At 64.8% G+C, this 25,077-nt stretch carries 24 protein-coding genes; 7 read left to right on the top strand and 17 right to left on the bottom strand.

What is annotated here, in order from left to right:
- Positions 1 to 27 precede the first annotated feature (27 nt).
- Positions 28 to 3,021 carry a type I DNA topoisomerase gene (topA, locus tag QKE30_RS08510; RefSeq protein ID WP_347934579.1) on the bottom strand — a complete coding sequence of 998 codons (2,994 nt, stop codon included), beginning with the start codon at positions 3,019 to 3,021 and terminating at the stop codon, positions 28 to 30.
- A gap of 224 nt (positions 3,022 to 3,245) precedes the next feature.
- A complete protein-coding gene (locus QKE30_RS08505) occupies positions 3,246 to 3,449 on the bottom strand; it encodes a cold-shock protein (protein WP_005292238.1) in 204 nt (67 codons plus the stop codon).
- 264 nt (positions 3,450 to 3,713) lie between these two features.
- On the opposite strand from QKE30_RS08505, the gene QKE30_RS08500 reads away from it, so the two are divergent.
- Both QKE30_RS08500 and QKE30_RS08495 read left to right on the top strand, forming a co-directional pair.
- Positions 3,714 to 6,116: a DEAD/DEAH box helicase gene (locus QKE30_RS08500; RefSeq protein ID WP_347934578.1), complete on the top strand. Its 2,403-nt coding sequence runs from the start codon at positions 3,714 to 3,716 to the stop codon at positions 6,114 to 6,116.
- A gap of 59 nt (positions 6,117 to 6,175) precedes the next feature.
- Entirely contained in the window at positions 6,176 to 7,531 is a 1,356-nt protein-coding gene (locus QKE30_RS08495) for an alpha/beta hydrolase (RefSeq protein ID WP_347934577.1), read from the top strand.
- A gap of 56 nt (positions 7,532 to 7,587) precedes the next feature.
- Here the strand turns inward: QKE30_RS08495 and QKE30_RS08490 are convergent, their stop codons facing one another.
- The 6 genes from QKE30_RS08490 to QKE30_RS08465 form a co-directional block, all read right to left on the bottom strand.
- The gene (locus QKE30_RS08490; protein ID WP_347934576.1) at positions 7,588 to 7,911 is read right to left on the bottom strand and encodes an Rv3654c family TadE-like protein; all 324 of its coding nucleotides are present in this window, start codon (positions 7,909 to 7,911) and stop codon (positions 7,588 to 7,590) included.
- Between the two features lie 32 nt (positions 7,912 to 7,943).
- A complete protein-coding gene (locus QKE30_RS08485) occupies positions 7,944 to 8,252 on the bottom strand; it encodes a hypothetical protein (protein ID WP_239199038.1) in 309 nt (102 codons plus the stop codon).
- Between the two features lie 138 nt (positions 8,253 to 8,390).
- A complete protein-coding gene (locus tag QKE30_RS08480) occupies positions 8,391 to 8,750 on the bottom strand; it encodes a DUF4244 domain-containing protein (protein ID WP_347934575.1) in 360 nt (119 codons plus the stop codon).
- Between the two features lie 125 nt (positions 8,751 to 8,875).
- Positions 8,876 to 10,027 carry a type II secretion system F family protein gene (locus QKE30_RS08475; protein WP_347934574.1) on the bottom strand — a complete coding sequence of 384 codons (1,152 nt, stop codon included), beginning with the start codon at positions 10,025 to 10,027 and terminating at the stop codon, positions 8,876 to 8,878.
- A gap of 15 nt (positions 10,028 to 10,042) precedes the next feature.
- Positions 10,043 to 11,218, bottom strand: a complete 1,176-nt coding sequence (locus tag QKE30_RS08470) for a TadA family conjugal transfer-associated ATPase (RefSeq protein WP_239199044.1) — start codon at positions 11,216 to 11,218, stop codon at positions 10,043 to 10,045.
- 27 nt (positions 11,219 to 11,245) lie between these two features.
- Complete coding sequence (locus QKE30_RS08465) at positions 11,246 to 12,451, bottom strand: hypothetical protein (protein WP_347934573.1); 1,206 nt, start codon at positions 12,449 to 12,451, stop codon at positions 11,246 to 11,248.
- 154 nt (positions 12,452 to 12,605) lie between these two features.
- Between QKE30_RS08465 and QKE30_RS08460 the strand changes: the two genes are divergently transcribed.
- Positions 12,606 to 13,442 carry an HAD family hydrolase gene (locus QKE30_RS08460; RefSeq protein ID WP_347934572.1) on the top strand — a complete coding sequence of 279 codons (837 nt, stop codon included), beginning with the start codon at positions 12,606 to 12,608 and terminating at the stop codon, positions 13,440 to 13,442.
- A gap of 9 nt (positions 13,443 to 13,451) precedes the next feature.
- On the opposite strand, the gene QKE30_RS08455 is transcribed toward QKE30_RS08460, so the two are convergent.
- The gene (locus QKE30_RS08455; protein ID WP_347934571.1) at positions 13,452 to 14,237 is read right to left on the bottom strand and encodes an oxidoreductase; all 786 of its coding nucleotides are present in this window, start codon (positions 14,235 to 14,237) and stop codon (positions 13,452 to 13,454) included.
- Positions 14,238 to 14,356: 119 nt separating this feature from the next.
- Here QKE30_RS08455 and QKE30_RS08450 point away from each other — a divergent pair, with 119 nt between their 5' ends.
- Together QKE30_RS08450 and QKE30_RS08445 are read left to right on the top strand one after the other, a co-directional pair.
- The gene (locus QKE30_RS08450) at positions 14,357 to 14,842 is read left to right on the top strand and encodes a phage holin family protein (protein ID WP_239199097.1); all 486 of its coding nucleotides are present in this window, start codon (positions 14,357 to 14,359) and stop codon (positions 14,840 to 14,842) included.
- A gap of 18 nt (positions 14,843 to 14,860) precedes the next feature.
- Positions 14,861 to 15,781, top strand: coding sequence for an alpha/beta hydrolase (locus QKE30_RS08445; RefSeq protein ID WP_297666797.1), 921 nt, complete (start codon positions 14,861 to 14,863; stop codon positions 15,779 to 15,781).
- Between the two features lie 12 nt (positions 15,782 to 15,793).
- Here the strand turns inward: QKE30_RS08445 and QKE30_RS08440 are convergent, their stop codons facing one another.
- Genes QKE30_RS08440 through nth form a run of 4 tightly spaced genes read right to left on the bottom strand, consistent with a single transcriptional unit; the run spans position 15,794 to position 19,463 of the window.
- Positions 15,794 to 17,011, bottom strand: coding sequence for a MarP family serine protease (locus tag QKE30_RS08440; RefSeq protein WP_297666795.1), 1,218 nt, complete (start codon positions 17,009 to 17,011; stop codon positions 15,794 to 15,796).
- Positions 17,008 to 17,898, bottom strand: coding sequence for a CoA pyrophosphatase (locus QKE30_RS08435; protein WP_347934570.1), 891 nt, complete (start codon positions 17,896 to 17,898; stop codon positions 17,008 to 17,010). The genes QKE30_RS08440 and QKE30_RS08435 overlap by 4 nt, the downstream gene beginning before the upstream one ends.
- Positions 17,895 to 18,620: a TlpA disulfide reductase family protein gene (locus QKE30_RS08430; protein ID WP_347934569.1), complete on the bottom strand. Its 726-nt coding sequence runs from the start codon at positions 18,618 to 18,620 to the stop codon at positions 17,895 to 17,897. Before QKE30_RS08430 ends, QKE30_RS08435 begins: the two co-directional genes overlap by 4 nt.
- A 9-nt stretch (positions 18,621 to 18,629) precedes the next feature.
- Complete coding sequence (gene nth, locus QKE30_RS08425; RefSeq protein WP_297666789.1) at positions 18,630 to 19,463, bottom strand: endonuclease III; 834 nt, start codon at positions 19,461 to 19,463, stop codon at positions 18,630 to 18,632.
- Between the two features lie 213 nt (positions 19,464 to 19,676).
- On the opposite strand from nth, the gene glxR reads away from it, so the two are divergent.
- Entirely contained in the window at positions 19,677 to 20,360 is a 684-nt protein-coding gene (glxR, locus tag QKE30_RS08420; RefSeq protein ID WP_239199068.1) for a CRP-like cAMP-activated global transcriptional regulator GlxR, read from the top strand.
- Positions 20,361 to 20,430: 70 nt separating this feature from the next.
- Here glxR and QKE30_RS08415 read toward each other — a convergent pair whose 3' ends face one another.
- Genes QKE30_RS08415 through QKE30_RS08400 form a run of 4 tightly spaced genes read right to left on the bottom strand, consistent with a single transcriptional unit; the run spans position 20,431 to position 22,337 of the window.
- Entirely contained in the window at positions 20,431 to 21,261 is an 831-nt protein-coding gene (locus tag QKE30_RS08415; RefSeq protein ID WP_347934568.1) for an MBL fold metallo-hydrolase, read from the bottom strand.
- A 28-nt stretch (positions 21,262 to 21,289) separates the two neighbouring features.
- Entirely contained in the window at positions 21,290 to 21,757 is a 468-nt protein-coding gene (locus QKE30_RS08410; protein WP_347934567.1) for a RidA family protein, read from the bottom strand.
- 29 nt (positions 21,758 to 21,786) lie between these two features.
- Positions 21,787 to 21,945 (bottom strand): DUF4177 domain-containing protein, encoded by a 159-nt coding sequence (locus tag QKE30_RS08405; RefSeq protein ID WP_011274258.1) that lies wholly within the window; start codon positions 21,943 to 21,945, stop codon positions 21,787 to 21,789.
- A 17-nt stretch (positions 21,946 to 21,962) separates the two neighbouring features.
- Positions 21,963 to 22,337 carry a WhiB family transcriptional regulator gene (locus QKE30_RS08400; protein WP_293817442.1) on the bottom strand — a complete coding sequence of 125 codons (375 nt, stop codon included), beginning with the start codon at positions 22,335 to 22,337 and terminating at the stop codon, positions 21,963 to 21,965.
- 460 nt (positions 22,338 to 22,797) lie between these two features.
- Here QKE30_RS08400 and QKE30_RS08395 point away from each other — a divergent pair, with 460 nt between their 5' ends.
- The gene (locus tag QKE30_RS08395) at positions 22,798 to 25,041 is read left to right on the top strand and encodes a transglycosylase domain-containing protein (protein ID WP_239199077.1); all 2,244 of its coding nucleotides are present in this window, start codon (positions 22,798 to 22,800) and stop codon (positions 25,039 to 25,041) included.
- The last annotated feature ends 36 nt before the right edge of the window (positions 25,042 to 25,077 follow it).

The raw sequence follows: 25,077 nt of genomic DNA, 5'->3' as shown, positions 1-25,077 counted from the left end.
CAGTTCCCTCCCAAAAGTAAGGGCGATTTAGCGAGACTTCTTCACCGTGCGCTTGGTCAGCGTCGGCGGCTTCTTGGCGGTCTTCTTCGTCGACTTCTTTGCGGCCTTCTTGGTCGTCTTCTTGGCCGACTTCTTCGCAGCCTTGCGGCTCGACTTCGCAGGTGCCGAGCCCTCGGCTGCCTGCTTAGCGCGCCGCTCCGACAGCAGCTCATTCGCGCGGGCGTCCGTCATCGTCTCCGGGGTATCGCCCTTGCGCAGGGAGGCGTTAGTGGTGCCATCCGTGACATACGCACCGAAGCGGCCGTCCTTAACGGACATCGGCTTGCCGGAGACGTCGTTATCACCCAGCTGCTTCAGCGGCGGCTGCGCGGCGGCGCGACCGCGACGCTTCGGCTCGGCGTAGATGCGCCGAGCCTCGTCGAGGGTGATCGTGAAGATCTGCTCCTCGTTGGCCAGCGAACGGGAATCCTTGCCCTTCTTGAGGTAGGGGCCGTAGCGGCCGTTCTGGGCAGTGATCACCTCGTTGTCGCTCGGGTCGACGCCCACCTCGCGCGGCAGGCTCATGAGCTTCAGAGCCTCCTCCAGCGTCACGCTGGCTGGCTCCATGCCGCTGAACAGGCTGGCGGTCTTGGGCTTCAGCGTCTCCTCGACGATCTGCTTGACGCGCTTTTCCTTCTGCGCCTGCGCGGTCTTGGTCTCGCGGCTCAGCGGCTTCTTGCCCTCGGCCTCGCGCTCGCGATCCTGTTCGTCGCGCTCGGCCTCCCAGACCTTCACGGCCTCCTCGGCCACGCGGGATTCCTCGTCTTCGCCGAGCACCTCGGTGACGTAAGGGCCATAGCGGCCCTCACGAGCGACGATGGTGCGCCCGTTGGCCGGGTTGGTGCCCAGCTCTCGGCCGCCCTGCGGGGTGGCGAAGAGCTTCTCGGCCACCTCCAGAGTCAGCCCGTCCGGGGTCATGGATTCAGGCAGGTTTGCGCGCTGCACCTCCGGCTCGGTGCCCTCCGGCGCCCCTTCCGGTACCGGCTTAATGCGCTCCAGGTAGGGGCCGTAACGGCCCACGCGGACGACGATCGGCACGCCGTTTTCATCATCGAAGATGTGCAGGGAATTCACCCGGCGGGCGTCGATCTGCTCCAGGTTGTCGCCCACGATGTGCTTCAATCCACCCAGGCGAGGCACCACCGCGCCCGGGGCCTCCGGGCGGGAGCTATCACCAAAGTAGAAGCCCTTCAGCCAGTTCACGCGATCCTGATCGCCCGCGGCGATGGCATCCAGCTCGTCCTCCATCGCGGAGGTGAAGTCGTAGTCCACCAGCGCGCCGAAGTTCTGCTCCAGCAGGCCGACGACGGCGAAGGCCACCCACGAGGGCACCAGCGCGTTGCCGCGCGGCAGCACGTAGCCGCGGTCCTGGATGGTGCGGATGATGGATGCGTAGGTCGACGGGCGGCCAATGCCCATCTCCTCCATCTTCTTCACCAGCGAGGCCTCGGTGTAGCGGGCAGGTGGGTTCGTCGAGTGCCCGTCGGCGGCCACGTCGCGCGCGTTCAGCTCGTCGCCCTTGGTCAGCTGCGGCAGTCGCTTCTCCGCGTTATCGGCCACGTCGCGGCCATCGGCGGTGCGGCTGACCTCCACGTAGGCCTTCAGGAAGCCCGGGAAGGTCAGGGTGCGGCCGGTTGCGGTGAACTCGCAGGTCTCGCCCGACTTCGCGTCGCCGGCGACGGTGACCTTCATCGACTGGCCCTTCGCGTCGGCCATCTGGGAGGCCACGGTGCGCTGCCAGATCAGCTCGTAGAGCTTGAACTCCTCGGCATCCAGCTGGTTGCTCAGCTGGCCGGGAGTCTGGAAGGTCTCGCCCGCCGGGCGGATCGCCTCGTGAGCCTCCTGCGAGTTCTTCACCTTGCGGGAGTACTGGCGCGGACCATCGGCCACGAACTTCACACCGTAGAGCTCCTTGGCCTGCTTGCGGGCGGCCTCAATACCGGCGGTCGACAGGGTGGTCGAGTCGGTACGCATATAAGTAATGTGGCCATTTTCGTACAGGCGCTGCGCAATGCGCATCGTGCGCTCCGAGGTGAAGCGGAGCTTGCGGCCAGCCTCCTGCTGCAGGGTGGAGGTCATAAACGGCGGGTACGGGCGGCGGGTGTAGGGCTTTTCCTCCACCGCCGTCACGGCGAACTCCTGGCCCTGCAGCCCGTCGGCCAGGGACTTCGCCTTCGCCCCGTCCAGCACAAAGGTCTCCTTTGCACTGGCCTTCAGCTTGCCGTCATCGCCAAAATCACGGCCCTGGGCCACGCGCTTGCCAGCGACCGTTGCCAGCCGTGCCTCAAAGGAGTCCGGGGCGGCGTCATCAAGAGAAGAAGAAACAGCATCTACCACGCCGAACGTGGCGCTCAAGTCCCAGTACTCCGCGGCGACGAACTTCATGCGCTCGCGCTCGCGCTCGACGATCACGCGGGTGGCGACGGACTGCACGCGGCCGGCGGACAGACGCGGCATGACCTTCTTCCACAGCACCGGGGAGACCTCGTAGCCGTACAGGCGATCCAGCACGCGGCGGGATTCCTGTGCATCGACCAGGTCGTAATCGAGCTCGCGGGTGTTCTGTGCGGCCTCGAGGATGGCGTTCTTCGTAATCTCGTGGAACACCATGCGGCGCACCGGCACCTTCGGCTTCAGCACCTCGAGCAGGTGCCACGCGATGGCCTCGCCCTCACGGTCGGGGTCTGTCGCCAGGTACAGCTCGTCGACCTGCTTGAGCTTGGCTTTCAGGTCGGAGACCTTCTTTTTCTTATCCGGGCTGACGACGTAGAGCGCCTCGAAATCTTTATCGACGTCGACGCCCAGACGTGCCCACGGCTCCTTCTTATACTTGGCCGGTACGTCTGCCGCGCCCCGGGGGAGGTCACGGATGTGCCCGACGGAAGCCTCGACGATGTAGTTCGGCCCCAGGATCGGGGCGATCTTCTTGGCCTTCGTCGCCGACTCAACGATCACTAGACGTTTGACGTCATCGTTTGCCATCGGTTGATTTCACACATCCTTCAAAATTTTAAGTTTGCCGGGTGCCATTGTTTATACAGGTTTATTGCAATGGTTCTTTCCGGGGGCCACTTACGCATTTCTAAGCGACACTACGCGGTTTACGCAATTTATTTGCAACCGGGGTAGGCGCGGCCTTAACCGGCGAAGCCCCCGCCTGGGCGCGATATGCACCGCGGGCGGGGGCTTGCTGAAACCCTGTGGGTTTAAAGAGCCGTGACGTTCTGGGCCTGCGGGCCCTTGGCGCCCTCGCCGATCTCGAACTCGACCTTCTGGTTCTCCTCGAGGGTGCGGAAGCCGCTGCCCTGGATCTCAGAGTAGTGGACGAAGACGTCGGAAGATCCGTCGTCCGGGGCGATGAAGCCAAAGCCCTTCTCCGCGTTGAACCACTTGACGGTTCCCTGTGCCATGAATTTCTACCTATCTTGTTGAATCTGTCCGGCGCAAGTCTTCTGCGACCACCAAACGCCGAGGTCGGAAGATACTTCGTTTCCAACCCAATCGGCCCAAAACCCAACGAGACCCCACCTCACGCCGAGGCGAGCGGAAAAGTTCCGAGGATTTTAATAACCACACGACAGTCTGCCACGTTGCGGGTTAAACATTCGGGCGAGTTTGGATTCCGCAGGACAATAACTTGTATCCACCCCCTAATGGGTCTAGAACTGACTTTAATGTCTGACCCCACGCCCCTTACCCCAGACTCCGCGCCCGGAGATCCCGCAAGCGGCACTGCAGGCAGCCCGACAAGCAGCACGGCGAGTAGCGCGGCGCCGTCGTTCGGCGAGGAACTTCTGGCCGATCTGACGCCCGAGTTTCCGCGCTCCACCGTCACCCATACGCGCACCATCCCCGCCCGCCAATCACAAACGGCGCAGTGGCCGGAATGGGCCGACGAGACCCTGGTGGAATACCTGCATGAGCAGGGAATTTCTGTGCCCTGGTCGCATCAGGTGGAGACTGCGAGCCACGCACATGCGGGCCGGGATGTGGTGGTTGCCACCGGCACGGCGTCCGGAAAGAGCCTCGGCTACCAACTCGCGGCCTTGAGCGACCTGGCTACGGCGAGCACCGCGACGGCCCTTTATATCGCACCGACGAAGGCACTGGCGCAGGACCAGCGGGCGGCACTGGCGCGGATGTGCGCGGGCGCGGCGAACCTGAACGACATCATGGTGGCCACTTACGACGGCGACACCCCGCCCGAGACGCGACGGGTGATCCGCGACCAGGCGCGGGTGATTGTGACGAATCCGGACATGCTGCACGCCTCGATACTGGGGAACCCGCGGTCCTGGAGCCGGCTGCTGCGCACGCTGCGCTATGTGGTGATCGACGAGTGCCACGTGTACCGCGGGGTGTTCGGCGCACACGTGGCGATGGTGCTGCGGCGGCTGCTACGGCTGTGCGAGACGGCTCCGACGGTCGTGTTGGCGTCCGCGACCAGCGTGGATCCGGCCGCGCACGCACGCCGGCTGACGGGGCGGCCGGAGGTGGTAGCGGTGACCCACGACGGGGCGCCCGCGGGCGAGCAGACCGTCGCGCTGTGGGAGCCCGGGTTCCTGCCGGACGTGGAGGGCGAGAATGGCGCGCCAGTACGGCGGGCGGCGAACTCCGAGGCCGCGGACGTGATGGGGCTGGCGATCGCCCAAGGCGCGCGGACGCTGACTTTCGTGCGCTCCCGGCGCGGGGCGGAAGTGGTTTCCGTCGCCGCCGCGGAGAAGCTGTCGGCGCTGGGGCGCAGCGCGGATGCGGTGCGGGTGGCGGCCTATCGCGCGGGCTACACCCCGGAGGATCGCCGCGAGCTGGAGCGTCGCTTCGACAACGGCGAGCTGCTGGGCATCGCCTCGACGAACGCGCTGGAACTGGGCATCGACGTCGGCGGGCTAGATGTGGTGGTGACCAGCGGCTTCCCCGGCAATATCGCCAGCTTCCGGCAGCAAGCCGGGCGCGCGGGCAGGCGCGGGCAGGGCGCACTGGTGGTGCTGGTCGGCGCGGACGACCCGATGGATACGTATCTGCTGCACCACCCGGAGGCTTTGCTGGACCGGCCGGTGGAGAACACGGTGTTCGACCCGACGAACCCCTACGTGCTGGCCGACCATGTGGTGTGCGCGGCGGCGGAAAAACCCCTGTCCGAGGCGGAGGTGGCGCACTGGGGTGCGGAGCGGGTGGTGGAGCACCTGCTGCGCCAGGGCGCGCTAAAGCGCAGGCCGCGGGGCATTTTCGCGGATCTGAAGGTGGCGGAGCAGGTGCATTCGCGGGTCTCGATCCGCGGCGGGGCGGCAGCCCAGGTGGCGATCGTGGAGGCCGATTCCGGCCGACTGCTGGGCACGGTGGACCAGTCGCGCGCAACGTCGGACGTGCACACCGGGGCGGTGTACATGCACCAGGGCGAGACGTTCGTGGTGCAGCTGCTGGACCTGGAGGAATCCGTGGCGTGGGTGCGGCCCGAGTTCCCGGAGTACACCACCCAGGTGATCCGCGAGACCGACATTGCGGTGCGGCGCACGTGGGGGACACGCAAGGTCTGCGACGGGGTGTGGCTGGCGGATGTGGACGTGGAGGTTTCGCATACCGTCAGCGGTTATCGGAAGCGCCTGCCGGGCGGCGAGATCCTGGAGACCGTTCCGTTGGACGTGCCGCCGGAATCGCTGCGCACCCGCGCGGTGGCTTACACCGTGGATCCGGACGTGCTGCTGGATCTGGGGCTGCCGGAGCCGACGTGGCCGGGAACGTTGCATGCCGCGGAGCATGCGGCGATTGGCCTGTTGCCGCTGATTGCAACGTGCGACCGCTGGGATATTGGTGGCGTTTCTACCGCATTGCATGCGGATACGGGTCTGCCGACGGTGTTCGTTTACGACGGCTATGCAGGCGGCGCGGGCTTCGCCGAGCAGGGCTTTGCGCGCTTTGCCGAGTGGATGGCCGCCACCGCCGAGACCGTGGAGACCTGCGAGTGCGAGTCCGGCTGCCCTTCCTGTGTGCAGTCGCCGAAGTGTGGCAACGGCAATGATCCACTGTTCAAGGCGGGTGCGGTGTTGTTGTTGCAGGCACTGGCCGGGGCGGCGGGTTAGTTCACTGTTTTTCTTTAGGACGCCCACATCTCAGCTCGCCTGAGAATATACTTTCCCCCATGAAGTCTTTTTCTGGGAAAAATCATACTGGGTTCCGGCGGGGTTTTAAGGCGAGCATCGCCGCCACGATGTCCTTGGTTGCGTTGTCCGGGATGGGCGGGGTGGCCACCGCGCAGTCCGTAGCGCCGTCTGGGTCGGCGCCGTCCGGACCGCAGTCGAGTGCTTCCGCACTAGTCAACAAGGGCGAGCAGATGCGCACCCCGGCTCCATTCGCTGGCAACCCGGTGGATAGTGGGCTGCAGATCGGCGCGGTTCCAGCTAAGGCGGGGGCGCTGATGAACACTGTTCCGCTTGATCCGGCGGTCGGTTTGTCTGCGGCTGGGCAGCAGTTCCGCTTTAGCTGCTCGACGACCAACCAGCACGGGGCGGTCTCGCCTTCCACCGGTGCGGTGTTCTTCCCGAAGGGCAAGGCTCCGGCTGGTGGCTGGCCGGTGCTGGCGTGGGCGCACGGAACGGTGGGCTTGGCGGATCAGTGCACTCCGTCGATGAACCCGCGCTCCCAGCGGGACCACGACCATCTGAACCATTGGCTCAACCAGGGCTATGCGATCGTCGCCAGTGACTATGCGGGCATGGGCACCGAGGGGCTGATGAGCTACCTCAACGGCAAGTCCACCGCCGCTAACGTGGTGGATTCCGTGATCGCCGCGCAGGATCTACCTGCGGTGAAGCAGGGTGGCCAGAAGCTTTCCCGCAACTGGGCGGTCATTGGCCAGTCCCAGGGCGGCGGCGCGGCCCTGCACGTCGCGCTGCGGGCAACGGAGCGGAGCAAGCAGGCGAACCTCAACTTCCTGGGCACGGTGGCCACGGGCGCCCCGGCTTATGTTGAGGAGATAGTATTGGCGGGCAGCCCGACCTTCCCGCCGGTTCCCCTACCAGCCGGTTTGAACACCTACGCAATGTATATTGTCGCGGCGTTCCGGGAGGCCAACCCAAACGTGGATGTCGATTCCGCCCTGACTGACGAGGGCAAGCGCATGGTGAAGGCCGCCGAGGATTCTTGTTATCCGGAGCTTTCCGAAGCCCTAAAGGGCACCAATGTCGCACGGGCGTTCTCCAAGCCGCTCCGCGAGGTGCCAGGTCTGGAGCCCGCGCTGCGCGAGTTCATGCAAACTCCTGCGACTGGCTACGATAAGCCGGTTTTCCTGGGCCACGGCCTGAAGGATATGGATGTGCCCACTCCTATCGGCATCATCTTGAATACGGACATGTGGATCAATCAGTTCATCGGGGATATGCGCAGCCGTAACCAGCGGGTGGAGGTTCACTGGTATCCCACCGACCACGGCGGGACCGTACCCGCTTCGCAGGTACACTCCACCCCGTTCCTGGCGAACCTGTTCCGCAACGCTTAGCCCGCGCAAGCACGCCTTCGCGCCCACGCTTCGCACCCCCTTAGCAGTGCGCCCGGCTACTCCGCTGGCCCGGCGATGGCCTGCGCCTTCTGCGGGAGGATGCGGGAGTTCGATCCCATGCGGGTGGTGACGTCCACCGTCACGAACTCGCCTTTGACCTCGCAGCTTTCCACGTCGGCGCCGTTGGCGCCGGCGATGCTTCTCGCTGTATCGCACGGCTCGCCTTCTCCCGTCTGCACCACCATCGCCGCCGATAGCGCGGCCAGGTCCGCGGCCGTGCTGGCCTGCTCCTTGTGACCCAGCATGGCGCTGCCGATAGCCAACAGGGAAACCACCGACAGAATGCCGAGCGTGACCATCGCCCCATAGACAGTGCTCATCTTTCACTCCCCGTCATCTAACTCGATCCCCTCTATTCGCCGTCCGGCTCCACCAACGTGACGGCCTCGCCGTGGACGTCGAACAAAGCCCCGTCCTTGGTAACCTTCACCCGCACAAGCGGCGATTCCGCACTACCTTCGCGGGTTGTAGAGACGGCCGCGGTGGCGTCAATCTGCCTGGCGAGCGCAACCCCATCGCCGCCACGCGCTTCGGCCCGGGCGACGGTCCGCGCCAGCGATTGCGCCGAGGCTGCCTGCGACATAGTGACCAATCCCGCGGCGGATCCACCGGCGACGAGCGTTATGGCGGACAGGACGATGGCGCCTTCGACTGTGTTCATGTTCGTTCCTGGTTAAAGATTCTTGTGCGTAGTTCGTGGTGTGTGTTTTTAGTGACGCCCCCCACGCGCCCGAGCCTTGAAGAGCTCAGGAGCGCGGGGCGTGGTGTGGCCCCGGCGGCTAATCAGGAGCCTTCCGGGCTACTTTGTGTTCAGTGCCCTATCGAAAATTCCGCTGAGTGCCTGCTCCACGGTGTCCGAGGTAACGACGGTGTACAGCAGCGCTCCGAGGGCGGCTGCCGCCACGCAACCCAAAGCGTATTCCACGGTGGACATTCCCTTATCATCTGCGTAACGACTATAGATAGCGCCGATAATCTGGTTCCACCAACGAGTGATTGGGTGCAGGTCAGAATATGTTTCTTCCGCGATTCCAGTGCTCGGGTCCGTCTTGACCGGCGCGGCCTGGAATTGCTCTGGCACCGCAGTCGGTGTGAAAGCGGTTGAGGTGGGTGTAGTTGGAGTGAGGGTGGTTGGAACGGTGATGGTTGGAGTGGTCATGGTCAGTGTCCTTCCTCGGCGGCACGAAAGGCACGCCGCCGTGTTGAGTGAGATGTGATCGGTAGACGTCGGATGTCGGTGTGGACTGCTTCCCCCGGGAGTGCCCCTTCGCCTTGCGCCGGTTCCTAAAGCGAGGCCATTCCGATGGCCAGCGGTATCAAGCCGACGAAGACGAAGGCCGGGAGGAAGCAGAGGGTCAGTGGTGCAGCCAATGCGATCAAGACCTTCTCGGCTCCGGCGGTTGCCTTGTCGGCGGCAACGCGGCGGAGATGTTCGGCCTGTTGATGCATTCCATCGGCAAGCGATGTTCCGGCGCGGGTTTGCTGCGCCGCCTGGCGGGCGATGGGACCAAAGAGGGAATGCTCGGCCAGCGTTAGCCAGGCATCCTTCCCCCCACCGAGGTTCAGCAGCGCCATGGCGCGGCCGAGGTCCCCTTCCCCATCGTGTTCACCATCGTGGACTAACTGCCCCACCCCCACGTCCCAGGCTGGCAACAATGCCTTTCCGGCACGCAGCGCAGCCGCGGAAACGTCGAGGGCACGGGCCGCGTCCAGCGGACCCACGGGTGTGGAGCCGGCAGGTCCGGCCCGCACACCCACCCCGCCCAGTGGGGATGCGGTCAGCGATTCGCTCAGATGCTCCGTCCACAGGGTGCCGGCGCACACCAGTCCCACCCCGGCCAAGAAAAGCAGTACTCCCAGCACATTCGTCAGCAGAAAGGTCAGCGTGCCGAGCCCGCTGCTCTGCCCCAGCGCCACTGCGCCGATCGGCAGCGCCAGCAGCACCGTGACTGTCAGCCGCGCGCCCGCCGTCGCGGAGGTGGACTTCGAGATGTGCGCCAGCTGCGCATCAATGTCCGTCACGTGCGCCCGGGCCAGCGCTGCCAACCCCACGCCGTGGCGGTGGGAGATGCCCCAGATGTGGAATAGGTGGGCAAGGGAGCTCGGGGCGTCACTGCCCGGCGCGGTTCCACCAGTCCCCTCACCCGGTGCGGCGCCACCAGATCCGGCACCCGGCGCGGCGCCCAGGCGCACCTTCACGCAGGCAACGTCCACCTCGTGGCGCAGCGCCTCGGATTTCAACCCCTCAGCCGCGTGCTCGACGGCCTCCAATGGTCGGGCACCCGCGGCCACTTCGCGGGCGATGGCATCCACCACATCGCGCACCTCGGCCAGGGTTTTCATCTGCCGGTGGGTCCGCAGCATCCGCCCCGCCACGACCTTCAGGGTGAAAGCCACCATCAATGCGCCCGCCACCACCGCAAGTACCGGAATCATATCTCTGCCCTCCCATCAGCCCAGCTCATCGCTGAACTCCTCGAATCCCGCACGGGCGCCGTCGCGCCAGTGCCACAGCACCTCAATGCGCGCCCGCTCGTCGCCGACCAGCCGCCCGATGTGCGTCAGCCGTCGTCCCTGCTCCGTGCGGGAAACGTGCAGCACCACGTCTATTCCGTCGATTACCTGGCGGGTCAGTGCTATCCGATCCAGCCCGGCCATCGCACCCAGCGCCTCGAGCCGCCCCGGCACGCTGGCCGGGTCGTTCGCGTGGATAGTCCCCGCACTGCCCGCATGCCCGGTGTTCAGGGCAACCAACAGGTCCGCCACTTCGGGGCCGCGGATCTCGCCCACCACGATGCGGTCCGGGCGCATGCGCAGGCTCTGCTTCACCAGCGCCGTCATGGAGATCGCACCCGCCCCCTCCGCATTGCCTTCGCGGGTGGCCAGCGCCACGACGTGCGGATGGTCTATCAGCAGCTCCGGGGTGTCCTCCACCACGAGCAGCCGCTGGTCGTAGGCCACCTCCGCCAACAGCGCGGCCAGCAGGGTGGTCTTCCCCGCGCCCGTCCCGCCACTAATCAGGATGTTCCGCCGCGCCCGCACGATCCGCCGCAGCACGCCCGCCATCTCCTCGCTGGCCAGACCGCCTTGCACCAGCGCATCCAAGGAGTTCTTTTGCCCCTTAATCGCGCGCAAGCTAATGCAACTGCCGCCCGCCGCCGGTGGAGCCAGCAGCGTATGCACGCGGATCGCCTGCGCCGGTACGTCCGGAGGCAGCTCGCGCAGCACCCCGTCGGCAAAGGGCCGGGCCTCGTCCAGCCGCTCCCCGCACAGCGTCGCCATCCGCACCGCCAGGTCGCGCGCCGCCTCCACGCCGATCTGCACCCCGTCTATCGGCTGCATGCCCTCGCCCCGATCCGCCCATACGCTGCCATCGCCGTTGAGCACCACGTCCGTCACCTGCGCATCCTGTAGCGGTCCCGCCAGCGGCCCCAGCCCACTGAACTCCCTCTGCAGGGTGCGCACGTTCTCCACGCTCGCCTTCCCGATCAGGTGCAGGCTGCGCGAAAGGTCGTGCTCGTCCGGCCTACTAATCCCCTGTTCAGCCAGGTCGTCGCGCACGATCGCCAGCAGCCCGCGCTCCGCTTCCGGCTGGTTGTTCTTGTTCTTCTTCCTTAGTGACGCCACCTGCGTCTCCCCCGTCCCTGTTATCCCCTAGCCCGCGATTGGCAGCGCGCAGTTGCCGACGATGTGCTGGATTTTCTCCCACACCTCGCGCACCGGCCCGCGGGCGCGGTCGTGCTTCAGCGAGCTTTCAATCCAATACTCGGCCTCGCCTCGATCCAGAGCGGGAGTGCACTGGTCATCGTGGCGAATCACCGCTACGGGAACCTCGTCCATCATCATCGCGGCAACGGCCACGGAGGTGGAGGCGCCGGGGACTTCCCGCAGCACGATCAGCGGCTTGGTTCGGTCGTTTTCCAGCATTCGGTTTCGCAGCGCGCTGGCGGCGGTCACTCCCTGGATGGTCAGGGGTGCCACCAGGATGTGCACGTCGGGTTCCCCTTCGCCCCACTGCTCCTGCCATCCTGCGCTCGCGCTATCGGCCACTGGAAGGCTGCGGCCACAGTCCACCACCAGGTCATCCGCATGCATCAACCCAGCTAGCTGGCCCACGTCCAGTCCCCTACCGCCGCTGTGCGCGCCGAACGTCGGGTAGCGGTCGGCGTAGATTACGGGAACGGCCCCGCCATCTGCGCTGATCTTCTTTCCGCCCGCGCTATCGAAGCCGAGCATCAGCAGGTGACTGCGTAGCTGGTCGAAGTCGCAGTCGGCAGGGATCTGGTTGCGGGTCAGCCCCGGCCGCCGTTCCTTGCCCAACACTAGATCCAGGCCACAGGAGTGCGGGTCAGCGTCCAGCAACACCGCAGGCCTTCCCTCGCAGGACATGTAGTAGGCCAGCTGGGCCGCAAACAGGCTGGACCCCGCACCGCCTACCGCCGAACTCACCGCGATGCGCACCGCGTCGTTCGAACCAATCATCTCCGCCAACACCATCGCCCCACCGGCGTCCAGGGAGGGCTCCAGCTGATCCACGCGGATCGCTCGCACCAGTCGGTGGCGGGTCAACTCGCTTTCCCTGTCGCTCAACACGATCGCCGAGTTCTGGCAGGTAAACCCGTCTTTCAGATCTAGCTCGCGCAGCAGGTTCGCCTCAAACTCCTCCGTACCATCGTGGATAATCATCGGCCGGCGGGTCACCGCTACGACCATGCGCGCCTCGTTGTTCCACAGCGGGTCCGCGATGTCCACGATCACCGGCCGGAGCAGTGCGGCTTGCTCCCGCCCCTTCTTCCTTGCTGCTGTTTTTGCCTTCTTGGCTGCTGCCTTGCTCTGCTTTGCTGACTTCCCTGCGCCCATGAACCAAAGGCTCCCAGTTGCGCGCTTGCAAAAGTACCCCTGATTTTTTGGCTGTGGAAAAGTCGGGTTGGCGTCATAAAAAAGGGCCTAGACCCTGTGGATAACCCGAAACGCAAAAAGATTAGAGTGACATAAGTGGTGCAATGTTACTAGAATGACGCATGTGAATCAGCACCAAGACCCACCGCGCACAAAGGGCGCAGAGCGAGTTTTGGCCATTTTCGACCTCGATAAGACCATCATCGACACGTCGGCATCCCTGGCCTACCGCCGCCCGATGGCCGAACGCGGCCTGCTCAATACCGGCGAGGTGCTGAAGATGATGGCGATGCTGGGCAACTACATGCTCTCCACCCACTCCGAGGAGGGCCTGGAGTCCACAAAAGAAGCCCTGACCAGGATCATCAAGGATCGCGAATCCGAGCCCCTGCGCCAGGTCGCCCAAGACGCCCTGCAGGAAGTCATCACCCCGTTCATCTACGCCGAGGCGCGCGAACTGATCGAGTGGCACCGCAAGATGGGCCACCGTATCGCCATCGTGACCGCCTCGGCCTCCGTCATGGTGCAACCCATCGCCAAGGAACTCGGCGTGGACCACCTCTTCGCCACCGAACTGGAGGAAAAGGATGGGCGCTTCACCGGCGCCATCACGCACTTCAACAAGGGGCACGCCAAGGTCGAGCGCATCCTAGAGCTCGCCCGCAAACACGGCTATGACCTGGGGAAAAGCTACGCTTATTCTGACGCCGCCACAGACATCCCCATGCTGAAGCTGGTGGGCAACCCGGTTGCCGTGAACCCAGACCGCCCCCTGAAGAAGCAGGCGACGGAGGCCAAATGGCCGATCCGCCAGTTCGTCCGCCCGGAACCGCTATTTCCGCAGGCAGCGGTGATCGCCGGGGCGGGCGCCACCCTGGCTCTGCTCGGCATTGCCGCAACCGGCCTGGCGATGTGGTGGCGCGGGCGCGAGGAAGGTTCAGACGAGGCCTAGCAGCTACTTCTACTTCGCGTCCGCGATCGACTTGCCCTCCAGCGAGCCCTCGGACAGGCCCGTGGCGTGGAAAACAATCCACTCGGCCACACCCTCCGGGGTGCCGCTGGCAAACCCCTCGGCTTTCGCCTGGTACTCGTCGCGCCGACGGTTCCACCAGACCTCCGGCACGCCCAGGCCGCGCGGATCCAGGCCAGTGGCGATAGTCGCCAGGCGGGAGCAAGCGCGGGCGGTCACGCCGGTGGCGTCCGCAAAAGACTGCAACGTCAGCAGCTCGCCGTGGATCACCGCGGACAGCACCGTCGCATTCACCTTGGTGCCGCCGGTGATGAACTTGCCCAGCAGTTGCAGGCGCGCATCCGTGGAGCGGCGCGGGCGGCCCGGCACCAGGAACTCCGCATCCCCCGCGGCCTTTTGGCGAAATGCTGGGTCGGACATCTGCGGGCTAGCAACCGCGTTGATGCGCGCGATGATCTGCAGTGGGGCGCGCCGCCAGGTGGTCACCGTCTCCGTCACACCGTCCGGAGCCAGCAGCTCCGCGGCGCGCAGGGCGCCGGCCAGGATCGGATCCTCCACCTGGCCGTCCTCCGGCAAGCGCGGGGAGCCACCGTCCAGCTGCGCCGAGGCACGCGCGCCGCGCAGCACCGATTCCGCGCCCGTGACATCCCAGCCACGCAGGTTGGCGGGGTGGCGGTGCAGGCGCGCCAGGTGGTCGTTGGCCTGGGCCACAGCCTCCGGCACTCCGGGCAGTTCAGCCAGTCCAGCGAGTGGGTCTTGCGCAGAATTGTCAGACATATTTAAGACAATAATGCACCCGCGCGCGCAATCTTCCCCGTGGTCTGGCAAACTAGGGGGAGTCAATTAGGTGTAACCCCCCAGGAGTTTTAACAGTGAGCAACAACGATCACGATGGCATGTTCACCGACCGCGATAGCTTTAACCCGAAGGTTAACGCTATTCCGCTGTCGGATGTGGATACCCATGCCAAGGGTCAAGCCAGCATCAGTGACCTGGTGAAGGATGCCTCCGCGCAGGTTTCCTCCCTGGTTCGTTCCGAGGTCGAGCTGGCAAAGACCGAGATCGCTACTTCCGCCAAGAAGGCCGGCATCGGCGTGGGCCTGTTCGGCGCTGCCGCCATCATCCTGGCCTACAGCTCCTTCTTCCTCTTCTTCACCATCGCCGAGGCACTGGATACCTTCATGTGGCGTTGGGCGGCCTTCCTGGTCGTCTTCCTGTTCATGCTGGTACTGGTCGCCATCCTGGCTCTGGTTGGCCTGAAGCAGGTCAAGGGCGTGAAGAAACCGGAGAAAACCATCGAGTCCGTCGGCGAGCTGAAGACCGTGATCCCGCAGAAGGGCAAGGGCTCTTCCTCCGCGCGCCGCCCGGGAATGTACACCTAAATCCCCCGCGCGCCTGAGATGACTTCCGAAGATTCTCACGCTGTAGATCCGCACACCCCGCATGCCACTTTCGTGCATTCGCGGGGTGTGCGTCTTCGCGTCGACATCCAAGGCCCCCGTAACGCACCATTGGTGCTGCTGATTCACGGTTTCGGCGGTGGCGCTTTCGACTGGCACCCGCTGATGCGGCAACTCGCGGGCGAGGATCTGCGCCTAGCCGCAGTGGATCTGCGCGGCTATGGCCGCTCGGATAAGACCCCGCACGGCTACGACCTCACCACCGCCGCCAGCGACATGGCCGGGGTGATCCGCGGCCTGGGCCACACCACCGCCACCGTCGTCGGCCACGGCTACGGCGGCATGGTCGCCTGGACTTTGGTGGCTCACAACCCGGAGCGCGTCCGCAGCTTCGTCACCCTTTCCGCCATCAATCCGCTGCTGCGTTTTCGCAGGATCCTGGCCCAGCCGTTCTCGCAGCCGCACTTCGCTCGCCGTCTGCTGTCCGCCCAACTGCCGCGACTTCCGGAGCGCAAGCTGTTGGCCGATAACGCCGCGGCCATTGAGAAGATCTTTAGGGCGGGTGTGGCCCCGGGTTTTAGGGATACGGACGCCTACTTCCGCAGCGCCGCACTCCGCCGCGAAGCAATGCAGGTGGATAAGGTGGCCCACCTTTCCTGCGAGTACCTGCGCTGGCCTTTCCGCAGCCGCTTCCGCCCCGAGGCGATGCGCTTCGAGCGGACCTTCCCGGCGACCACACCTGTGCCGCTGCTGGCGGTGGATGGCAGCATGGATCCGATCTACGACGAATCCCTGGCGCAGAAGTCCGCCCAGAAGGCCGATACCGCCGAGCACAAGGTGCTTTACGGCGTGGGCCACTACCCGCACGTGGAGGATCCGCCGTGCGTCGCGGAGCTACTCCGCGAGCACCTGCGCGCCTAGGGGCGCTAGTCGCTACTCCGCCACGCAAGCACCCGTCGCCGGGCTGCCCTGGTGCGAGGTCACGTCCCCAACGTGCTTCATTACCTCTTCCCGCGTCAGGGCGTAGCCTGTGTCCTTCTCGTTAATATCGGCCCCGAACACAACTCCCAGCACGTGGCCGTCCTTGTCGATCAGCGGACCGCCGGAGTTGCCCTGCACCACGGAGCCGCGCAGCGAATACGCCTCGCGCTCCACCCGCTCATCTGCATAGATGTTCGGTCCGCTGACCACGAACTTCTCGCGGATGCGCGCTGGGGTGGCCTTAAACGGCCCGCCGTTGGGGTAGCCCATGACGATCGCGTCCTGGCCCTGCTGCCCCTCGCCTTCAGCCCACTTCATCGGCACAAAGGGCAGGTTCTCGCTGCGGAGCAGGGCGATGTCCACCTGCGGGTTGTAGTACACCACCCGTGCCTCACGCGGGCCGTCCTTCGTCATCAGCGTGACCTCGTTAGTTCCGGCCACCACGTGCGCGTTGGTCATCACCGTATCCTCGGCAACCACCCAGCCAGTGCCCTGCAGCATCCGGCTGCACTGTTCCGCCTGGCCAACCACGCGCAGCACACTGTCGCGGGTGTTCTGCACCGCCGGGGATCGCATCAGCGCGTTGTCCGGCGGGTCGACCTCCGCGGTGGGCAGGTTCTCCATCGGGTCGGCGATCATCGGGAAACCCGAGTCGTTGATCAGCTGCGAAGTCTGCGCGGGCAGCTGCTTAAACCACACCGGGGCGGCGTTGCCCACCGCGCTGAGGATCTTGCTTCCCTTGATCGTCTTTCCGAATCCGCCGACGTTCCCGGTGGCGATCAGCACGAGGATCAACCACACGATCAGCAGCGTTGTAAAAACCTGCACGATGGAACCGACGGCGGAATCCGCCGTTAAGGCCTCCCGCGTGCGGATATTATCCCGCAGTTTCGCGCCCATGCCAGAGCCGATGGCGTAGCAGACCACCACTACGACAGTCACGGTGAGCAGTGCTGCGAAGAAGCGTGCACTGGCGCTATCAGGCACTTTGTCCTCAGCAAAGTGCACGGCGAGCGGAATCAGCTTCAGACCCAAGTAGCCGCCCAGGGCCACCCCGACGAAGCTCAGCGTGGCGCTAAACCCGCCCTGCCGGTACCCGGAGATCGCCGCGCCGAGGCAAACGAACACCAGCACAATGTCGAGGATCATCGACCCCGTCGCTCCGCTCATGGTGCGCCTCCGTTTCTGCCCATCTCGTTGGCCCTGTCGAACCCTTCCCGCATCTCGCCGAGCGCCTCGCCATTGGCGGAACCGGCCAGCGTCTCGAAGAGGTTCCACGGCCCCTTCGCACCGCTATCGCCGCCGCTGGACCAGGGTTCCTCCCAGCCCGCACGGCGCAGCAGAGCGCTGATAACCCCACCGGTGAAACCCCACAGAACCAGCGGGTTTTCCTCACCGATGTGCAGGTTCCAGGCCGGTCCACGCCAGCCGGCGAAGCCCACCTCGAAGCGGCGCCCCGGGTTCACTAGCTCGCCCAGGGGGTAGGGCTCAACCCAGTCGTTTTCGGTTGTAGGGCAGCTTACCGCATGAGGTTGACGCCACCACGCCACCACCGGCACCACTGCGAAATTTGAACGATCAATATAGATCGGCTGCAGCACTGCAAACGGCTCCACCGTGTCCGGGTTCAGCCCCGTTTCCTCCTCGGCCTCCCGCAGGGCGGTCTCCACCGGCCCGGCGTCGGCCTCCTCCAAACGCCCGCCGGGAAAGGCCACCTGTCCGCTGTGGTTGCGCATGGTCGGCGCGCGGTGAGTCAAAAGCATTGTTGCGTCGGCGGGGATGGCTTGCCTGCCTGTGGTTCCGGCGGGGCGGGAGAAGGTGGCGTCACCAGAAAGAAGAATCAGCACCGCCGAGTAGCGGGGCGGGCGGCCATGCTCGTCGACCTCCGGCACGATCCGGGCGGAATCGTTGAGGTACTGGTGGATGTCCACCTCGCGGCACTCGCGGGCGAAGTCGCGCAGCCATTCGGGCAGATTAGAAGGCAGTTTGGGCTGCTCTTGCATACGCGCGAGCCACCGGTCTAGGTGGGTGTTCCGCTGCGAACTCGAGTTGGTCATAGAACCTCCTGCACCGCCTTTTCCATTTCCTCGGAACTGCGGAAGGTCTGCGCGTACAAATGCGCGCGGGTGCCGTCCGGGTTGTAGATAACGGTCAGCGGCACCACCTTCGGCAGGTTCGCCGCGGAGTCGAATGTGTGGTTGAAATCCTGGAAGCTAGGCAGCTTATCCACCTCCAGGTCACGCAGCATGTCCGCCCCGGCCTGGCCCTTGGCATCCAGGTGTACTCCCACAACATTCCACTCGGGGTGCTGCTCGGCGAGCTCTTGCAGCACCGGCAGTTCCTCGCGGCATGGGGCGCACCACCAGGCCCAGACGTTCACGACCGCGGGCTTGCCCGCCAGGCGTTCGGCCAGGGAGGTCTGGGGCTCACCTGCGCTGTCTGCGCTGCCTGTACCGCCCTCTGTCAGGCACGGAAGGTGCACGTCCTTCAGCTCTGCCTCGGGGCTCACGGTGGCTCCGGCTGCGCCTTCCCCCTCGCCCGCGCCCGAGCCTGCACCTTCTGGGCAGCGGACCTCGTTCGCTACCTCGACAGGACCGTCGTCCGCTGGGGCTGAGGGGGCGTCATCCTCCACAGAGGAAGTAGGCGCACCTACGTCGTCCGCAGAATCATCGCGCAGCGCAGCAATCAGCGGCACGCACAGAATCGCAATGCCAACAACCAGCGTGACCGCGATGATAATCGCGCGCGTGCGGGCGGAGTGTTCGACAGGTGCAGACATAACAGGAAATCAGTCTACCTGGCCGCCTGCCCCAAACCCCGCCATATCCAGCAGGTGATCGCGGTCGTCCGACTTAATCATTGTTGACGCCACCTCAGGGTCAGCTGGCCCCGCCATCCCGAAGCTAGGGCACTGCCGCGCCAAAAAACAGGCTCCGCAGGCCGCCCGGCGCGAGTGGCAGATCCGGCGGCCGTGGAAGATCGCCCGGTGGGAATAGAGGGTCCATTCCTTGCGCTCGATTAGCTCCATGAGGTCGCGTTCGACCTGCACCGGGTCGTCGTGCTCCGTGAGCTTCCAGCGGCGGGCCAGGCGGCCCAAGTGCGTATCCACGGTGATGCCCGGCACGCCGAAAGCGTTTCCCAGCACCACGTTTGCGGTCTTGCGCCCCACGCCGGGGAGCTTCACCAACTGCTCGAGCGTGCCGGGGACCTCGCCGCCGTGCTTCTCCACGATGGCCTGGCCGAGGCCCACGATGCTCTTGGCTTTCGAGCGGTAGAAGCCGGTGGACTTGATGAGCTGTTCGACGTCCTCGAGGTTCGCCTCCGCGTAGTCGGCGGCGGTGGGATAGCGGCGGAACAGCGCCGGGGTGACGGCGTTGACGCGCTTATCGGTGCACTGTGCGGACAGGACGGTGGCCACCAGTAACTCGAGGGGATTGTTAAAATCCAGCTCGCAGTGTGCGTCCGGGTAGGCCTCGGCGAGCATGCGGTTGATCTTGCGGGCGCGGCGCTTGCGGCCCAGCGGGGTTTCCTTGCCCTTCGCGGCGATGTGCGCGCCGATGCGGGGCAGGGTGGGTTGGCCGGGCTGGGCTGGCTGGCCGGACGGGGCGGTGTGGCGAGTCATAGAACCTTCCACTTCGACGAAAAAGAAGTTCTGCGAGCAAAAGCGGCAGCTAATAATATTTTCAAATGTACCTTCACCCCGAATTGCGCTGTGACATAGTTGGGTATGATCTAACAAAAGAGACGAACCATACATATTTGGCGTGATGCACGCTACACAGGTGAGGTGGTCACCCGCGCCACCGCGATGCCAGAAACGGAAGTGAAACTAAGGATGGCAGAAGTATCCGAAATACTATCGAGGGCAGGCATCTTCCAGGGTGTTGATCCCACCGCAGTCCGCACCCTCATCGAGCAACTGGATACCGTCAAATTTCCTCGCGGCACCACTATCTTCGACGAGGGCGAGCCGGGCGACCGGCTGTACATCATCATCAGCGGCAAAGTGAAGCTCGCCCGCCACTCGGTGGATGGGCGCGAGAACCTGCTGACCGTCATGGGCCCCTCCGACATGTTCGGCGAGCTGTCCATTTTCGACCCGGGTCCGCGCACCTCATCCGCCATCTGCGTGACGGAGCTGCACGCGGCGACGATGGACTCCACGATGCTGCACAACTGGATCAGCGAGCACCCGGAGATCGCCGAGCAGCTGCTGCGCGTGCTGGCGCGCCGCCTGCGCCGCACGAATAACTCCCTGGCAGACCTGATTTTCACGGACGTTCCCGGCCGCGTTGCCAAGGCCCTGCTGCAGCTGGCGAACCGTTTCGGCACCCAGGAGGGCACCGCTCTGCGCGTGCACCACGACCTGACTCAGGAGGAGATCGCCCAGCTGGTCGGCGCCTCCCGAGAGACTGTGAACAAGGCACTGGCAGAGTTTGCCCACCGCGGCTGGATCCGCCTGGAGGGCAAGTCCGTGCTTATCTCTGACACGGAGCGCCTGGCCAAGCGCGCCCGCTAGACAGGAAGCCCGCACCCCGGATCCCGGGTGCGGGCTTCCTCAGCTGGTCGCTAGCCTCCGCTAGTCTGCACTAGTCCTCGTCGCCGCGCAGGAAGCGCAGCGTCACGCGGGTGGACTGTGCCGCGGCGTTACGCAGCACCGGATCCACATCCGTGTAGATCTCATCGACGATCTCGTTCACCGAAGCGTCATCGCCCAGCTTCTTCAGGGCTTCCTTAACCTGCTCCAGGCGCTGCTCGCGGCGATCGATGTACTTCTGTGCAACCTCCGCCAGGTTCGGCTGGTCCGGGCCGTGGCCGGGCAGCAGCGGCTTGTCCTGACCGCGCTCGCGCAGCTTGGCGAGGGTCTCCAGGTAAGCCCCCAGGTCACCATCGGTCTCGGAGATCATGGTGGTGTGGCGGCCGGCGAGGGTATCGCCGGTGATGATGCCCTCCACGTCGGAATCGTCGGTGCCGCCGTTGGAGTGGATAAAGAAGGCCACACAGTCGGAGGTGTGGCCCGGGCAGTGGACGACCTCGATGGTGGGGGTGAGCCCCTCGAAGGAGATGATCTCCCCGTCCTCCAGCTCGTCGGCTGCGATGCAGTACTGCTTGTCGAAAGCGCGAACCGGCGCACCGGAAATCTGGCGGAAACGCTGAGCACCGTTGGCGTGGTCAGCGTGGCGGTGGGTCAGCAGCACAACGCCGATCTCCGCACCACCCTCGGTGGCCTTGGTGTTCAGCACATTCAGGTGGCCCTCGTCCTGCGGACCCGGATCCACCACAACGGATACTGTGTCGTTTTCTCCCCTAATCACCCAGGAGTTCGTGCCCTCAAGAGCAGCGTAGCTGGGGTTCGGCGCGAGAACGACACCGACGTTCGGGGTTACTGGACGTAGTTGACTATAAGCGGGGTGCTTCATGCCTCCCAGTGTAGATCGAACCGCGAATTTATGCGCTGATCTGCGCGACGATCTCTACCTCTACGGGGGCATTCAGCGGCAGCGCGGCCACACCGACTGCGGCTCGGGCATGCACTCCGGCTTCACCAAAGATTTCCCCCAAAAGCTCGGAGGCGCCGTTGATCACGCCTGGCTGTCCACCGAAGTCCGCGGTAGAGGCAACAAATCCGTTGACCTTCACGATCCGTTCGATGTTATCGATACCAACCAGGTCGTCAATGGCGGCAATAGCGTTAAGTGCGGCGGTACGGGCAGCGTCATAAGCTTGTTCCTCGGTCACCTCAGCGCCGACCAGTCCCGTGACGGGCAGCTTGCCGTCCACGAAGGGCAGCTGACCGGAGGTGTAGACGGTGTTGCCACTGCGCACGGCCGGCACGTAGGCGGCGACGGGTGCTGCTACCGGCGGCAGCTGCAGGCCGAGTTCTTCTAGTTTTTGGCGAAAGTTCTGCTGTGCCATTTTTATTGCCCCTATTGCCTCTGTTCGCCCTACTGCTCCAGCGGGCGCTTCATGTAGGCAACGTGCTGCTCACCGGTCGGGCCAGGCAGGACGGAGACGAGCTCCCAGCCATCCTGACCCCAGTTATCCAGGATCTGCTTAGTGGCGTGGGTGAGCAGTGGTACGGTTACGTATTCCCAGTTAGTCATGGGAACTACTGTAATGGTTACTTCTTTGCCGCGCTGGCAGCCTCGAGCTGGCCAGCGAAGAAGTCCGCCCAGCTGGTGATCTCGGGGTGCTTGCGCAGCAGCGCGCGGCGCTGGCGCTCGGTCATGCCGCCCCACACGCCGAACTCCACCTTGTTATCCAGGGCGTCGGCGCGGCACTGCAGCACGACGGGGCAGTGGCGGCAGATGGCCACGGCCTTGCGCTGGGCGGCACCCTTTACAAAGAGCTCGTCCGGATCCACGTTGCGGCAGTGTGCCTGAGTGATCCACTCGCCGCGGTTGTTAAAGGACTCGCGGGTCGTGATCTGTTCAGCAGGCTGGCAGGTCGGCTTGGAGCCGCCGGTCACCTTCGTGCGGGCAAGCGATGCAGTCATTGTCTTCCTCCGAAACGTGCCTCCAGCAGGGGCGGCCCTCGCGCCTTGTGCGTCGGTTGTCGTTTGGTGCCGCCAACTGCCGTAGAGGCTTGCTGTAGTAGTAATTTTATTCAGACGTTTTTAGAAGTGTCGAATAGGTCACATTTTGGGGGTAACTGATAGCCACGCGACATTTATTAAGTATGGATTCAACTGACCAGCGAAAACTGTAGATCTGCTACCCACCCCACGACCTTTTCTTTTTGACGCCCTCACGATCGCGCTGGTCAGCCCATCAGTAAATCGTGTCGCGCATCACATTCGAGACTTTTCCCAAACCAGCGCCGCGGCAAATTTTTTCCACTAAAGGTGCACAGATCTGCAAAGGGGGTGATCACCCCCGGTGGCTGGCGCGTGGGCGTCAGAAAGAAAGGGCAAAAAGGCTAAAGGGTTGTCCGGGGCGTGGGTTATGGTGATAGCCGTGGACGCACCGAAGCCATTTCTGAAACTGTTCCTCGCCATCCTGGCCGGTGGCGTGCTGCTGGCCGCCGCCATCCTGCCTTTCGCGGGCGCGGGCGGCTGGGTGGTAAACGCCAGCACGGACGCGATGAACTCCAATGTGCAGGACATTTCCGAGAACAACTCGGTGCCACTGCGCTCGCGGATCACCGACCGGGACGGCAAGACAATCGCCTGGGTGTACAACCAGAACCGCACTGAAGTGCCCTCGGACAAGATCTCCCAGGCAATGAAGGACAGCATCGTTGCCATCGAGGACCGGCGCTTCTACCAGCACAAAGGCGTGGATATCCGCGGCACCCTGCGCGCGGCGGCGGCGAACGTCTCTAGCGGTGGGGTCTCGGAGGGCGCGTCGACGATCAACCAGCAGTACGTGAAGAACTACCTATGGCTGATCGAAGCGGAGAACGAGGACGAGGCCGCCCAGGCCATCGAAACTTCACTGCCCCGCAAGCTGCGCGAGATGAAGATGGCCGGCGACCTGGACGATAAGCTGACTAAGGACGAGATCCTGACGCGCTACCTGAACCTGGTCTCCTTCGGCAACAGCGCCTTCGGCGTGCAAGCCGCGGCGCAGACCTACTTCGGTGTGAACGCGGCGGATCTGAACGACAATCAGGCGGCCTTCCTGGCCGGAATCGTGCAATCCACCAGTGCGCTGAACCCGTACACCAACCCGGAGGGTGCGAAGCAGCGGCGCGATGCCGTGCTGCAGGCGCGCGTGAACGCGGATAGTCTTTCGCAGGCCAAGGCGGATGAGCTGGCGAGCAAGCCGCTGGGCGTGCTGGAGGAGCCGAAGGTGCCCACCAACGGTTGTATCGGCGCCGGTGGCTCCGGATTCTTCTGCGATTACGTGCTGGAGTACCTGGACGACAAGGGGATCTCCAAGGACAAGGTAGCCAAGGGCGGCTACACCATCCGCACCACGCTGGATGCGCAGGCGCAGAAGCATGCGGAGACGGCCGCCCGCAGCAAGGTCTCCCCGGACCAGGAGGGCGTATCCGCCGCGACGAACTACATCACGCCCAAGGGTGGCAAGCACCAGGTGTTGGCCATGGCCTCCTCGCGCAAGTACGGCCTGAGCCAGGACGAGCGGGAATCCGTGCTGCCGCTGCCCCACTCGCTGCAGGGGCACGGCGCCGGCTCCGTGTTCAAGATCTTTGCAGCTGCGGCGGCGCTGGAGGACGGCATGGGGCTCAACACCAACCTCGCCGTGCCCACCCGCGCCGAGGTGGAAGGCATGGGTGCAGGCGGCGCACCCGGCTGCCCGCCAAACAAGTACTGCGTGGAAAACGCCGGCTCCTACAAGCCCAACATGACGTTGAAGGAAGCGCTGGCGACCAGCCCGAATACTCCCTTCATCGAGATGGCGAAGAAGCTGGGCATGGAACGCATCACAGACATTGCCATCAAGCTGGGCCTGCGTTCCTACAAGAACGAGGGCAGCTTCGACGGTGAGCACTCCGTGGAGGAATACATCAAGGACAACAACCTTGGCTCCTTCGTGCTGGGCCCCACGGCCGTCGACCCGCTAGAGCTTTCCAACGTGGCCGCCAGCCTGGCCGACCACGGCCGCTGGTGCGAGCCCACGCCTGTGCTGTCCGTGAAGGACCGCAACGGCGAGGACGTGGAGATGGAGAAGGTGGACTGCGAGCAGGCCATCGACAAGAAGATTGCCGATGCACTGGCTAACGGCCTGGGCAGCGACGTGCAACAGGGCACCGCCTCCGCCGCCGCCCGCGCGACCGGCTGGAGTGGCCCGCTGTCCGCCAAGACCGGTACGACGGAAACCAGCTTCTCCGCCGCGTTCCTGGGCTTCACCTCGGGCTGGGCCGGATCCTCCTACATCTTTAACGACGGTGGCACCGCCAAGAACCTGTGCACCGCGCCCGTGCGCCAATGCGGCAACGGCAACCTCTACGGCGGTAACGAGCCCGCGCAGATCTTCTTCGAGGCCTCGAAGCCAATGATTAAGAAGTACGGTGGCGGCAAGCTGCCCTCCTACGACAAGAAGTACGACGCTGGCACGAACCCCGGCAAGTGGGGCGCACCCGCGTCCACCGGCGGATCGGGAGGTGGTGCCCCGAGTGGCGGCAACTCCGTGCCCGCCCCGCAGGAGCCGCAGGCCCAGGGGGAGCTGGATCTCCCGCCGGAGATCCGCCGCGGCCTCGCCGACCTCGATGACTTCCTAAGCCAGCTCCGCTAACCCGCGGGCTCTACCGCGCGCTGACCGCGTTGCGTG

Origin of the sequence: Corynebacterium sp. c24Ua_83 (genome assembly GCF_039907245.1) — a bacterium.
In the GTDB taxonomy this organism is placed as follows: Bacteria; Actinomycetota; Actinomycetes; order Mycobacteriales; family Mycobacteriaceae; genus Corynebacterium.
This window is presented reverse-complemented; position numbering and strand designations above follow the sequence as displayed.